Consider the following 12,616-nt stretch of genomic DNA (forward strand, 5'->3'; position numbering starts at 1 on the left):
GCACGCGAACACCGAGTGACCTCGGTCACCGCCCTCTATTCACTCTTTTCACGGGATTCCCGGAAGGATCCGGGTGTTCCGGGGGCCCCGGCGGGACAGGGAGGCCATCTGGACGGGGCCGGGGGAGTGGACTAGCTTCGCGCGCCATGAGGGGTATGGGGAATTCGAGGCGGACGGTGCGGGCGGGGCGGGCACGGTCATGGGGCCGCGTGATGTCGGTGGGACTGTGCGGGGCGGCGTTCGCGGCGACGGTGCTCGCGGCGCCCGGGTCGGCGCAGGCGGCTCCGACGGCTGACGTGCAGGCGCCGGCCCACGCACAGGCACCGGCCCACGCACAGGCATCGACCGGGCAGCGCGGCGGCTGGGACGTGAAGGACAGCGGAACCGATGCCCGCTTCCGTGGCCTCGCCGCCGTCAGCCGCGACACGGCCTGGGCGGCCGGTTCCAAGGGCACGGTCCTGCGCACCACGGACGGCGGCGCGAGCTGGCGCGACGTCTCCCCGCCCGGCGCCGCCGAGCTGGAGTTCCGCGACATCGAGGCGTTCGACGGCCGCCGCGCGGTGGTCCTCGCCATCGGCGAGGGCGAGGCGTCACGGGTCTTCCGCACCGCGGACGGCGGCGCGACCTGGACCGAGTCGTTCCGCAACACCGACCCCAAGGCCTTCTACGACTGCATGACCTTCTTCGACCGTCGCCACGGCCTCGCGATGAGCGATCCGGTCGACGGCAAGTACCGCATCCTGTCCACCGGCGACGGCGGCCGCTCCTGGAAGGTGCTGCCCAGTGACGGGATGCCCGCGGCCCAGGCGGGCGAGGCGGGCTTCGCGGCGAGCGGCCAGTGCCTGGTGAGTTCGGGCCCCCGCGACGTGTGGCTGGCCACCGGCGGCGCGCCGCGCGGGCGTGTCCTGCACTCCGCCGACCGCGGCCGCACCTGGCAGGCCACCGACGCGCCGATCCCCGCGGGCGACCCGGCCCGCGGTGTCTTCGGCCTCGCCTTCCGCGACCGTACGCACGGCATCGCGGTCGGCGGCGACTACCGCGCCGACCAGCCCTCTCCGAAGGCGGCGGCCACCACGGGCGACGGCGGCCGCACCTGGACCCCGTCCGCGCAGCCCCCGCCCGCCTACCGCTCGGGCGTCACCTGGCTGCCGGGGAGCCGCACCACGGCCCTGGCCGTCGGCCCGACCGGCACCGACGTCTCCGCGGACGGCGGGCGCAGCTGGCGCACCGTGGACACGGGGTCGTACGACACGGTGGACTGCGCCAGGGACCGGTCCTGTTGGGCGTCCGGCGAGAAGGGCCGCATCGCCCGCTGGGAGCGGGGCCGGCAGCCCGACGCGGGGCGGAACTAGGGCAACTGCTGGCGGTACGGGGCGAGTTCCGGGGCCGTCTTCGTCGCGATGAACTCCGTGATCCGGTACTCGCAGACCTCCGCGGTGACGAAGGGGTCGCTCGCCGCGATCTCCTCGATCGTCGCGCGGTCGTCGGCGACGGCGAGGATCACGCCGCCGTCGCGCGGGTTCTTGCGCCCGGAGGCGATGAAGACGCCCTGGGCGAACAGCTGGTCGAGCCAGGTGACATGGGCCTCCATCTCCTGGTCGACGGCGGATACGGGCGCGGTGTAGGTCAACTCGAGAACGAACATGATCGCGAGGCTACCGCTGCGAGACGCAATACGTAGTCCTCGCTGGGCCGTTCGCTTCCTCCCGAAAGCGTCGCAAGTGCTAACGAATCCCTGTCGAACGCAGTGGAACCGCCTCGACGTGATGTGTGGTCGACTCATATGCTGACCGCTCCTCCGGCCGCTCGCGTGGGTTGACCACAGGGTGAGCGGCGGGCCCATTTCTGCCGGGAGTTCACTTTGCTGTACAAGAAGACCGCCCTTCGCCTTGCCGCGCCCGTGGCCGTTCTGGCCCTCGCGCTGACCGCCTGCGGGGGTGGCGACGACGAGAAGGGATCGTCGGGCAAGTCGAAGGACAAGCCGGCCGCGGCCGACAAGGCCAAGGCGAAGCCGGAGTCGGGCGGCGAGCTCGGCACCGGCGAGAGCGCCACCGGCAAGGTGGAGGAGGGCGACGCCCCCGTCACGTACGAGATCACCGCGCAGAAGGTCGACGTGGGCACGGAGGCCGACACCAAGAAGATGGGGGTCGATCCCAAGAAGGCCAAGGGCCTGGTCCCCGCCATCGCCCACGTGAAGTTCACGCACAAGTCGGGCGCGGCCCTCAAGGAGACCCCGGACGCCAACGACGGAACCAGGATCTTCGCGGACGGCCGGCGCGGAACGCTCGTCATCGGCGCCTCGGAGGACGCTCCGGGCTGCGAGGACACCTACTCCCTCAAGGGCTGGAAGCAGGGTGAGAGCCACGTCCTGTGCGAGACCTACCTGATTCCCAAGGACGCCAAGGACCTCGAGGTCCAGTGGTCGGAGGAGGACGGCGAGCCGTTCATCTGGAAGTTCGCCGCTACGAAGTGAGCTGACACCGGACGGCCGGCACGCGCCCGCGGGCGCGTGCCGGCCGTCCGGGCGTCGAGGCCGGTGCAGCCGCGGGAAACTACGCTGGCCGCACCATGACTACCTACGCCACGCCCCCGCCCACCCCCGCCGACTGGCCCACCGACGAGGCATCCGCCCGCGCCGTCCAGGACGCACTGCGCCCCCGGGTCGTCCTCGACGAAGCGGGCCCGCCGCCCGGCACCGGGCACATCACGGGAGTCGACGTCGCCTACGACGACGAGCGGGACGTCGTGGCCGCCGCGCTCGTCGTCCTGGACGGGGATTCGCTCGACGTGGTCGAGGAGGCGACCGCGGTGGGCCGCGTGGCCTTCCCCTACGTGCCGGGACTCCTCGCCTTCCGCGAGATCCCCACCGTCCTCGCGGCCCTCGCCGACCTCAAGACCGCCCCCGGCCTGCTCGTCTGCGACGGCTACGGCATCGCGCACCCCCGCCGCTTCGGCCTCGCGAGCCACCTCGGTGTGCTCACCGGCCTGCCCACGATCGGCGTCGCCAAGAACCCCTTCACGTTCTCGTACGACGCTCCGGACGAGCCCCGGGGCAGCGCGGCGCCCCTGCTCGACGGCAGGGACGAGATCGGCCGCGCCCTGCGCACCCGCGAGGGCGTCAAGCCGGTCTTCGTCTCCGTCGGCCACCGGGTGAGCCTGGACAACGCCTGCGCGCACACCCTGCGCCTCACGCCGCGCTACCGGCTGCCGGAGTCGACCAGGCGGGCGGACGCGCTGTGCCGCAAGGCGCTGCGGGAGGCCACAGCGGGCTGAGCGGGCGGCGCGCTACAGGGCAGCGGCCACCCGGAACGTGAGGCCCGCCGCCGTGAGGCGCGACGTCAGCGCCTCACCCATGGCGACCGCGGTGGTCACCTGCCCGGCCACCGCGGGCAGGTCGTCGTCGAGTGCCAGGCACAGCGCCGCCTCACCCAGGATCTTCGCCGTCTCGTCGTACCCGGGGTCGCCGCCGGAGACCTCGGTGAACACCCGCTTCCCGCCGCCCTCGCCGACGAACCGCACGGAGAACCAACTCTTGGCCCGCCGCTCGGCGCTGGGCCCCTCACCCGGCTTGAGCCGGTCCGACAACCACCGCCGCGCGGGCGGCAGTTGCGCGGCCACCGCCACAGCGCCGACGGCCGCCACGCCGCCCACCGCGAACGGCAGTGTCTTCACGGCCGCGTAGTGGCGGTAGCGGAAGTCGGGGCCGTACCGCTCAAGTGCCCGCGCCGAGCGCTGCACCACCTGCGCGTCGATCGTCGGCAGCGGCAGGGCCCACGCGCCCACCTCGCCCGCGTACCGGGGAGCGCTCGTCGGGGCGTACGCCTTGCGGCCCACCAGGCGCGGCTCGTGACGCCGGCGGTCCCGCGCGGCGGCCATCATCTGCGGACCCCGCGCGAACTGGTTGAGCGCGGAGGCGAACGTGCCCCCGGAGAACGTGGCATTGGTGTGTACGAACCCGTCGACGCGCAGCGGCACCCCCTCGGGCAGCTGCCGCACCGTGAAGTAGGCGCCCAGGTCGTGCGGGACCGAGTCGAAGCCGCAGGCGTGCACGAGGCGGGCGCCGGTCTCCCGCGCGCGGGCGTCGTGGCGCACGTACATGAGGTCGACGAACTCCGGCTCCCCGGTGAGGTCCAGATAGTCCGTGCCCGCCTCCGCGCACGCGGCGACGAGTTCCTGGCCGTACGTGATGTACGGGCCGACGGTCGTGGCCACCACGCGCGCGTGGGCGGCGAGTTCCCGCAGGGACGCGGTGTCGGCCACGTCGGCCTGGAGGAGCGGGAGCTCGGCGCAGGCCGGGTGCGTGCCGGTCAGGCGCTCCCGCAGCCGCTCCAGCTTCCCCTTGTCGCGCCCCGCGATCGCCCAGCGCAGTCCCTCGGGCGCATGCGCGGCGAGATACTCCGCGGTGAGCTCGCCCACGAAGCCGGTCGCTCCGAAGAGCACGATGTCGTACGTGCGGTCCTTCATGCGGTCCTTCGTACGTTCTTTGCCGTTCTGACTGCTCATGGCACCTCTCCGCCGTCACCCCGCGCCGTTGTCGGTGGCTGAGGCTAGCGTGAGTTCCGGGACGACGTACCAGGAGGTAACCATGGCCGTCGCGAAGAGCGGGCCTTCGAAGGGCGCCCTGACCAAGTGGACGCGGGTGCGGGACTTCGCCCTGGGCATGCCGGGCGCCACCGAGGACTTCCCGTGGGGCGAGACCGTCGCCAAGGTCAACAAGAAGGTGTTCGTCTTCCTCGGTATGGACGACGGCAGCTATCCCCTCGGCATCACCGTCAAGCTCAAGGAGGAGGAGCAGCACGCGCACGCCCTGACCGCACCGGGCGCCGAGCCCGCCGGGTACGGCCTGGGCAAGGCGGGCTGGGTGACCATCCCGCTGGAGGAGAAGGGCGCACCATCGGCCGCGCTGCTCTGCGACTGGGTGGAGGAGAGCTACCGCGTGATCGCCACGAAGAAGCTGGTGGCGGAACTGGACGGCCGCGCCCGGTAAGCGCCGTCGCGTGTCACACCCCGGGAGCCGCCCGCACGGCGATCCCGTTCCGCTCGAACAGCGCGGCCGTCACCCCGTCGCCCGCCACCAGCTCCCCGCCGAACGACCCGTCGTGGACCAGGCCGCGCCCGCACGACGGGCTGCGCGGCATCAGCAGCGCCTCGGTGCAGCCGTGGGCCCGCGCCGCGGCGAGCGCGCGGTTCGCGCCCGCCACGACCTCCGCCGTCACATCACGTCCCGTGTCCTCGACGACGCGGGACGCGAGGCCGTGTCCTTCTGCCCGGAGGCGGCGGGCGCACCCCGCGTAGACACGCGCTGACCAGTACGGAATCCATGGGCCCCAGGTTAGGCGCGGCACGGCCTGTCCGTGGGCCGGCCGTGGAATTGTCTAAGCGCTTGCTTGCTAGGGTCTTGTGCGGAGTGGAACACGTTCTTAGCATCACTGGTGTTACATCAGTTGTGTCACAGAGCTGGGGGCTCAATGGCAGTGCCGGACAAGGGCGTTCACGGTCCACTCGCCGGAGTGCGCGTGGTGGAGCTCGCGGGCATCGGGCCGGGCCCGTTCGCGGCCATGCTCCTGGCCGACCTCGGCGCCGATGTCGTACGCGTCGACCGGCCGGGCGGCGGCGTTCTCGCGATCAATCCCGAGTACGACATCACCAACCGCAACAAACGGTCCGTGATCGTCGACCTCAAGGCGGCTGACGGCGCGGACCGCGTCCTCGACCTGGTCGAGCGCGCCGACGTCCTCATCGAGGGCTACCGCCCCGGTGTCGCCGAGCGCCTGGGCGTCGGGCCCGCCGACTGCCACGCCCGCAACCCGAAGCTCGTCTACGGACGGATGACCGGCTGGGGGCAGGAGGGCCCGCTCGCCCAGCGCGCCGGGCACGACATCGCGTACATCGCGATCACCGGCACCCTCGGCATGATCGGCGCCCCCGACGAGCCGCCCACCGTCCCGGCGAACCTCGTCGGCGACTACGCGGGCGGCTCGCTCTACCTGGTCGTCGGCATCCTCGCCGCGCTCAACCACGCGCGCGTGCACGGCACCGGGCAGGTCGTCGACGCCGCGATCGTCGACGGCACCGCGCATCTCACCTCGATGATCCACGGCATGCTCGCGGCCGGCGGCTGGCAGGACCGGCGGGGCGCCAACCTCCTGGACGGCGGCTGCCCGTTCTACGGCAACTACGAGACCGCGGACGGCGGGTACATGGCCGTCGGCGCTCTGGAGCAGCAGTTCTACGACGAGTTCGTCGCGCTGCTCGGGCTGACGGACCAGGCGCCGCCGCGCAAGGACATCGCGCGCTGGGGCGATCTGCGGGAGGCCGTCGCGGCCCGCTTCAAGGAGCGTACGCGCGAGGAGTGGACGGCCGTCTTCGAGGGATCGGACGCGTGCGTGGCGCCGGTGCTCTCGTTGCGCGAAGCCCCTGCCCACCATCACCTCGCCGCCCGCGGCACCTTCGTCGACCACGGCGGAATCACCCAGCCGGCGCCCGCGCCCCGTTTCTCCGCGACCCCGACGGACATCCGCCGCGGCCCCGCACAGCCCGGCGCCGACACCGCGGACGTGGCCCGCGACTGGGACGTACCGGCGCTCGCCCCGACCGACGCACCGACGAAGGAAGCCGACTGATGCAGCTCTCCACACCGCTCGCCTACGAGGGCGACGCGCGGCAGGCCGCCGACGACGTGGCGGCCCTGGAGTCCGCGGGTCTGGACGCCGTCTGGGTCGCCGAGGCGTACGGCTTCGACTCGCCCACCATCATGGGCTACCTGGCCGCACGCACCGAGCGCATGCGGATCGGCGCCGCGATCCTCAACGTCTACTCGCGCACCCCCGCCCTCATCGCCCAGACGGCCGCGGGACTCGACGCGATCTCCGGCGGCCGGGCGATCATCGGGCTCGGCGCATCGGGCCCGCAGGTCGTCGAGGGCTGGCACGGCAGGCCCTACGACAAGCCGCTCGCCCGCACCCGCGAGGCGATCGAGCTGACCCGCCGCATCCTGCGCCGCGAGGTGATCGACCACCACGGCGTCACGGACATGCCGCTGCCCCCGGAGAAGGGCGGCAGGCTGGGCAAACCGCTGAAGATCCTCACCAAGCCGGTGCGCTCCGAAGTGCCGCTGTACATCGCGTCCCTCGGCCCGGCGAACGTCCGGATGACCGCCGAGATCGCCGACGGCTGGCTGCCCACCCTGTTCATCCCGGAAAAGGCCCACCAGGTGTGGGGCGCCCCGCTCGCCGAGGGCAAGGAGAAGCGCGATCCGGCGCTCGGCCCCTTGCAGACGGTCGCCGGCGGGCTGCTCGCCATCGGTGCGGACGCGGCCGCCGCACGCGATCTGGCGCGCCCCAAAATCGCCCTCTACGTAGGCGGCATGGGCGCCCCGGGGAAGAACTTCTACAACGACGTCGCCGTCGCGTACGGCTACGAGCGGGAGGCCGCACGCATCCAGGAGCTGTATCTGTCGGGCCGCAAGAAGGAAGCCGAGGCGGCGGTCCCCGACGAGTTCTGCGAGCTCATGTCGCTGTGCGGGCCCGCCGGTTACGTACGCGAGCGCGTCGAGGCCTTCCGCGAGGCGGGCGTCACGATGCTCAACGTCATTCCCGTCGGCCCCGAGCCGGCCAAGTTGATCGAGACCGTCAAGGGCTGGCTCTAGGAGGCCATAGGTGAAGCGTCAGATCTTCTCCGCCGAACACGAAGCGTTCCGCGAGACCGTCCGCACCTTCCTGGCCAAGGAAGTGCTGCCCCACTACGAGGAGTGGGAGAAGGACGGCATCGTCAGCCGTGACGCCTGGCGGGCGGCGGGCAAGCAGGGGCTCCTCGGGCTCGCCGTCCCCGAGGAGTACGGCGGCGGCGGGAACGCCGACTTCCGCTACAGCGCCGTCATCGCCGAGGAGTTCACGCGCGCGGGCGCGCCCGGCCTCGCGATCGGCCTGCACAACGACATCATCGGCCCGTACCTGACCTCGCTGGCCACCGACGAGCAGAAGCGGCGCTGGCTGCCCGGCTTCTGCTCCGGCGAGATCGTCACGGCCATCGCGATGACCGAGCCGGGCGCGGGCTCCGACCTCCAGGGCATCCGCACCACCGCCACCGACGAGGGCGACCACTGGCTGCTCAACGGCTCCAAGACCTTCATCTCGAACGGCATCATCGCCGACCTCGTGATCGTCGTCGCCAAGACGACACCGGAGGGCGGCGCCAAGGGCCTGTCCCTCCTTGTCGTCGAGCGCGGCATGGACGGCTTCGAGCGCGGCCGCAACCTCGACAAGATCGGCCAGAAGTCCCAGGACACCGCCGAGTTGTTCTTCAACGACGTACGCGTCCCCAAGGAGAACCTCCTCGGCGAGCTGGACGGCGCCTTCATCCACCTGATGACGAACCTTGCGCAGGAGCGCATGGGCATCGCCGTCGCCGGGATCGCCGCCGCCGAGTACCTCCTGGAGATCACCACGACGTACGTCAAGGAGCGCGAGGCCTTCGGGCGCCCGCTCTCCAAGCTCCAGCACATCCGCTTCGAGATCGCCGAGATGGCGACCGAGTGCGCGGTCACCCGTACGTTCCTCGACCGCTGCATCGTCGATCACTCGAACGGGGAACTCGACGCGGTGCACGCCTCGATGGCCAAGTGGTGGGCCACCGAACTGCAGAAACGCGTCGCCGACCGCTGCCTCCAACTGCACGGCGGATACGGCTACATGACCGAGTACCGCGTCGCCAGGGCCTTCACCGACGGACGCATCCAGACGATCTACGGAGGCACGACCGAGATCATGAAGGAGATCATCGGCCGCTCCCTGCTCGCCTGAGCCCGTCCGGCCTTCAGCCTCCCCTCACCCTCACCCTCACGTTCCATGCGAAAGGCCTCCGTCTTGACCACCGAAGCGTACGTATACGACGCGATCCGCACCCCGCGCGGACGCGGCAAGGCCAATGGCGCCCTGCACGGCACCAAGCCGATCGATCTCGTCGTCGGCCTGATCCACGAGATCCGGGCGCGGTTCCCCGACCTGGACCCGGCCGCCATCGACGACATCGTCCTCGGTGTGGTGGGCCCCGTCGGCGACCAGGGCTCCGACATCGCGCGCATCGCGGCCATCGCCGCCGGGCTCCCCGACTCCGTCGCGGGCGTCCAGGAGAACCGCTTCTGCGCCTCGGGTCTGGAAGCGGTCAACATGGCTGCGATGAAGGTGCGTTCGGGCTGGGAGGACCTCGTCCTCGCGGGCGGCGTCGAGTCGATGTCGCGCGTTCCGATGGCCTCGGACGGCGGCGCCTGGTTCGCCGACCCGATGACCAACTACGAGACGGGCTTCGTGCCGCAGGGCATCGGCGCCGACCTGATCGCCACCGTCGAGGGCTACACCCGGCGTGACGTCGACGAGTACGCGGCACTGTCCCAGGAGCGCGCCGCGGCCGCCTGGAAGGACAACCGCTTCGAGCGGTCCGTCGTGCCGGTGAAGGACCGCAGCGGCCTGGTCGTCCTCGACCACGACGAGTACATGCGGCCCGGCACCACCGCCGACTCGCTCGCCAAGCTGAAGCCGTCCTTCAAGGACATCGGCGACCTGGGCGGTTTCGACGCCGTCGCCCTGCAGAAGTACCACTGGATCGAGCAGATCGACCACGTCCACCACGCGGGCAACTCCTCCGGCATCGTGGACGGCGCCGCGCTGGTGGCCATCGGCTCGAAGGAGGTCGGCGAGCGCAACGGCCTCACGCCGCGCGCCCGGATCGTCTCCGCGGCCGTCTCCGGCTCCGAGCCGACCATCATGCTCACCGGCCCCGCCCCTGCCGCCCGCAAGGCGCTCGCCAAGGCCGGTCTGACCATCGACGACATCGACCTCGTCGAGATCAACGAGGCCTTCGCGGCGGTGGTGCTGCGCTTCGTCAAGGACATGGGCCTGTCGCTGGACAAGGTGAACGTCAACGGCGGCGCGATTGCGTTGGGGCATCCCTTGGGCGCTACCGGGGCGATGATCTTGGGCACGCTGGTGGACGAGTTGGAGCGGCGGGACCTGCGGTACGGGCTTGCCACGCTGTGCGTCGGCGGGGGCATGGGTATCGCCACGATCGTGGAACGGGTCTCCGGCTAAGCGCCGGTGGGGCTGTCGTCCGTCGCCGACTGCGGGTGCGTCGCGGCTGGCCGCGCAGTTCCCCGCGCCCCTGGAGATGCGCACTTCGTGCGCCATCTCCATCAAGGGAAAGCGCGGCGCAGCCGCAGCTTTCAGGGGCGCGGGGAACTGCGCGAGCAACCCACCACGATCCGCAGACGGCCACGAAACGGCACCGCCCACCCCAGTAGCCGCCCACCCCGACCGCAACAGACTTCACGGAGACACGGACATGACCGAAAGCACGACCATCCGCTGGGAACAGGACGACACCGGCGTCGTCACTCTCGTCCTCGACGACCCGAACCAGTCCGCGAACACCATGAACCAGGCGTTCAAGGACTCCATCGCAGCCATCGCCGACCGCGCGGAGGCCGAGCAGGACTCCATCCGCGGCATCATCTACACCTCCGCCAAGAAGACCTTCTTCGCGGGCGGTGACCTGAAGGACATGATGCAGGTCGGCCCCGAGAACGCGCGCGCCGCGTTCGAGACGGGCACCGCCATCAAGGGCTCCCTGCGCCGCATCGAGACCCTGGGCAAGCCCGTCGTCGCCGCCATCAACGGCGCCGCCCTGGGCGGCGGTTACGAGATCGCCCTCGCCAGCCACCACCGCGTCGCGCTCGACGCGCCCGGCTCCAAGATCGGCCTGCCCGAGGTCACCCTCGGACTGCTTCCGGCGGGCGGCGGCGTGACCCGCACCGTACGCCTGATGGGCATCGCGGACGCGCTCCTGAAGGTGCTGCTCCAGGGCACCCAGTACAACCCGAAGCGCGCCCTGGAGAACGGCCTCATCCACGAAGTGGCCGCCACCCGCGAGGAGATGATCGAGAAGGCCCGCGCCTTCATCGACGCCAACCCCGAGTCGGCCCAGCCCTGGGACAAGCCCGGCTACCGCATCCCCGGCGGCACCCCGGCCAACCCGAAGTTCGCCGCGAACCTGCCCGCCTTCCCGGCCAACCTGAAGAAGCAGATCAACGGCGCCCCCTACCCGGCCCCGCGCAACATCCTCGCGGCCGCCGTCGAGGGTTCCCAGGTCGACTTCGAGACCGCCCTGACCATCGAGGCCCGCTACTTCACCGAGCTGGTCACCGGGCAGACCGCGAAGAACATGATCCAGGCGTTCTTCTTCGACCTGCAGGCCGTCAACTCCGGCGCCAACCGGCCCAAGGGCATCGAGCCGCGCCCGGTCCGCAAGGCCGCCGTGCTCGGCGCCGGCATGATGGGCGCGGGCATCGCCTACTCGTGCGCCCGCGCGGGCATCGAGGTCGTCCTGAAGGACGTGTCCGCCGAAGCCGCCGCCAAGGGCAAGGCGTACTCCGAGAAGCTGTGCGCCAAGGCGGTGCAGCGGGGACGTACGACCCAGGAGAAGGCCGACGCGCTGCTCGCCCGCATCACGCCGACCGCCGACCCGCAGGACCTCGTGGGCTGCGACGCCGTGATCGAGGCGGTCTTCGAGGACACCGCGCTCAAGCACAAGGTGTTCCAGGAGATCCAGGACATCATCGAGCCGGACGCGCTGCTCTGCTCCAACACCTCGACGCTGCCCATCACCCAGCTCGCCGAGGGCGTCACGCGGCCCGTCGACTTCATCGGCCTGCACTTCTTCTCGCCGGTCGACAAGATGCCGCTCGTCGAGATCATCAAGGGCGAGCGGAGCGGGGACGAGGCCCTCGCGCGCGCCTTCGACCTCGTACGCCAGATCAACAAGACACCGATCGTCGTCAACGACTCACGCGGCTTCTTCACCTCGCGCGTGATCGGGCACTTCATCAACGAAGGCGTCGCGATGATCGGCGAGGGCATCGAGCCCGCATCCATCGAGCAGGCCGCGGCCCAGGCGGGCTACCCCGCGAAGGTCCTCTCCCTGATGGACGAGCTGACCCTCACCCTGCCGCGCAAGATCCGCAACGAGACGAAGCGCGCCGTCGAGGAGGCAGGCGGCACCTGGGCCGGGCACCCCTCCGACTCCGTCATCGACCGCATGGTCGACGAGTTCCAGCGCCCCGGCCGCAGCGGGGGAGCGGGCTTCTACGAGTACGTGGACGGCAAGCGCGCCGGTCTCTGGCCGGGCCTGCGCGAGCACTTCGCGAAGCCGGGGGCCGGGATCCCGTTCGCGGACATGAAGGAGCGGATGCTCTTCTCCGAGGCGCTCGACACCGTGCGCCTCCTTGAGGAGGGCGTCCTGACGTCCGTCGCCGACGCCAACATCGGCTCCATCTTCGGCATCGGCTTCCCCGGCTGGACCGGTGGCGTGCTCCAGTACATCAACGGCTACGAAGGCGGCCTGCCCGGATTCGTGGCACGCGCGCGTGAGTTGGCCGACCGCTACGGAGAGCGGTTCACGCCGCCCGCGCTGCTGGTCGAAAAGGCGGAGCAGGGCGAGCAGTTCAGCGACGCCTGACCTCGGTCATCTCCCGGGTTCCGCACGCAAGGGGGCGGAACCCGGGACCCCGGTTCCGGCGTCGTATCCTGCCGTAGAGCATGATCACGACAAACGGAGGATGACCGCT

General features: G+C 71.2%; 11 protein-coding genes and 1 pseudogene. 9 read left to right on the top strand and 3 right to left on the bottom strand.

Annotated elements, in window-relative coordinates; all coding sequences use genetic code 11:
* The first annotated feature begins 212 nt into the window (after positions 1 to 212).
* Complete coding sequence (locus OG453_RS33845) at positions 213 to 1,352, top strand: oxidoreductase (protein WP_266872373.1); 1,140 nt, start codon at positions 213 to 215, stop codon at positions 1,350 to 1,352.
* Here the strand turns inward: OG453_RS33845 and OG453_RS33850 are convergent.
* Positions 1,349 to 1,645 (bottom strand): YciI family protein, encoded by a 297-nt coding sequence (locus OG453_RS33850; RefSeq protein ID WP_266872374.1) that lies wholly within the window; start codon positions 1,643 to 1,645, stop codon positions 1,349 to 1,351. The genes OG453_RS33845 and OG453_RS33850 overlap by 4 nt on opposite strands.
* Before the next feature lie 216 nt (positions 1,646 to 1,861).
* On the opposite strand from OG453_RS33850, the gene OG453_RS33855 reads away from it, so the two are divergent.
* Both OG453_RS33855 and OG453_RS33860 read left to right on the top strand, forming a co-directional pair.
* Positions 1,862 to 2,473: a hypothetical protein gene (locus OG453_RS33855; RefSeq protein WP_266872375.1), complete on the top strand. Its 612-nt coding sequence runs from the start codon at positions 1,862 to 1,864 to the stop codon at positions 2,471 to 2,473.
* Positions 2,474 to 2,568: 95 nt separating this feature from the next.
* Positions 2,569 to 3,273 carry an endonuclease V gene (locus tag OG453_RS33860; RefSeq protein WP_266872376.1) on the top strand — a complete coding sequence of 235 codons (705 nt, stop codon included), beginning with the start codon at positions 2,569 to 2,571 and terminating at the stop codon, positions 3,271 to 3,273.
* A 12-nt stretch (positions 3,274 to 3,285) separates the two neighbouring features.
* Here the strand turns inward: OG453_RS33860 and OG453_RS33865 are convergent, their stop codons facing one another.
* On the bottom strand, positions 3,286 to 4,503 hold the full coding sequence (locus OG453_RS33865) for a trans-acting enoyl reductase family protein (protein ID WP_266872377.1): 1,218 nt from the start codon (positions 4,501 to 4,503) through the stop codon (positions 3,286 to 3,288).
* 82 nt (positions 4,504 to 4,585) lie between these two features.
* Here OG453_RS33865 and OG453_RS33870 point away from each other — a divergent pair, with 82 nt between their 5' ends.
* Positions 4,586 to 4,987, top strand: coding sequence for an MmcQ/YjbR family DNA-binding protein (locus tag OG453_RS33870; protein WP_266872378.1), 402 nt, complete (start codon positions 4,586 to 4,588; stop codon positions 4,985 to 4,987).
* A 13-nt stretch (positions 4,988 to 5,000) separates the two neighbouring features.
* Here the strand turns inward: OG453_RS33870 and OG453_RS33875 are convergent.
* A pseudogene (locus OG453_RS33875) lies at positions 5,001 to 5,264 on the bottom strand (DUF523 domain-containing protein); the annotation flags it as partial.
* Positions 5,265 to 5,468: 204 nt separating this feature from the next.
* Here OG453_RS33875 and OG453_RS33880 point away from each other — a divergent pair.
* The 5 genes from OG453_RS33880 to OG453_RS33900 all read left to right on the top strand — a co-directional run bounded on the left by OG453_RS33880 (position 5,469) and on the right by OG453_RS33900 (position 12,507).
* Positions 5,469 to 6,623: a CaiB/BaiF CoA-transferase family protein gene (locus OG453_RS33880; RefSeq protein WP_266872379.1), complete on the top strand. Its 1,155-nt coding sequence runs from the start codon at positions 5,469 to 5,471 to the stop codon at positions 6,621 to 6,623.
* Positions 6,623 to 7,648, top strand: a complete 1,026-nt coding sequence (locus tag OG453_RS33885) for an LLM class F420-dependent oxidoreductase (RefSeq protein WP_266872380.1) — start codon at positions 6,623 to 6,625, stop codon at positions 7,646 to 7,648. Before OG453_RS33880 ends, OG453_RS33885 begins: the two co-directional genes overlap by 1 nt.
* Before the next feature lie 10 nt (positions 7,649 to 7,658).
* Positions 7,659 to 8,801: an acyl-CoA dehydrogenase family protein gene (locus tag OG453_RS33890; RefSeq protein WP_266872381.1), complete on the top strand. Its 1,143-nt coding sequence runs from the start codon at positions 7,659 to 7,661 to the stop codon at positions 8,799 to 8,801.
* Positions 8,802 to 8,864: 63 nt separating this feature from the next.
* Entirely contained in the window at positions 8,865 to 10,085 is a 1,221-nt protein-coding gene (locus tag OG453_RS33895; protein ID WP_266872382.1) for an acetyl-CoA C-acetyltransferase, read from the top strand.
* Positions 10,086 to 10,335: 250 nt separating this feature from the next.
* A complete protein-coding gene (locus tag OG453_RS33900) occupies positions 10,336 to 12,507 on the top strand; it encodes a 3-hydroxyacyl-CoA dehydrogenase NAD-binding domain-containing protein (RefSeq protein WP_266872383.1) in 2,172 nt (723 codons plus the stop codon).
* Positions 12,508 to 12,616 lie beyond the last annotated feature (109 nt).

This window comes from Streptomyces sp. NBC_01381, assembly GCF_026340305.1.
GTDB lineage: Bacteria > Actinomycetota > Actinomycetes > Streptomycetales > Streptomycetaceae > Streptomyces.

Coding starts and splice junctions, on each gene's coding strand:
- OG453_RS33865 (WP_266872377.1), bottom strand. CDS start 4,503: ATGAGCAGTCAGAACGGCAAAGAACGTACGAAGGACCGCATGAAGGAC.
- OG453_RS33845 (WP_266872373.1), top strand. CDS start 213: ATGTCGGTGGGACTGTGCGGGGCGGCGTTCGCGGCGACGGTGCTCGCG.
- OG453_RS33860 (WP_266872376.1), top strand. CDS start 2,569: ATGACTACCTACGCCACGCCCCCGCCCACCCCCGCCGACTGGCCCACC.
- OG453_RS33880 (WP_266872379.1), top strand. CDS start 5,469: ATGGCAGTGCCGGACAAGGGCGTTCACGGTCCACTCGCCGGAGTGCGC.
- OG453_RS33870 (WP_266872378.1), top strand. CDS start 4,586: ATGGCCGTCGCGAAGAGCGGGCCTTCGAAGGGCGCCCTGACCAAGTGG.
- OG453_RS33900 (WP_266872383.1), top strand. CDS start 10,336: ATGACCGAAAGCACGACCATCCGCTGGGAACAGGACGACACCGGCGTC.
- OG453_RS33885 (WP_266872380.1), top strand. CDS start 6,623: ATGCAGCTCTCCACACCGCTCGCCTACGAGGGCGACGCGCGGCAGGCC.
- OG453_RS33850 (WP_266872374.1), bottom strand. CDS start 1,645: ATGTTCGTTCTCGAGTTGACCTACACCGCGCCCGTATCCGCCGTCGAC.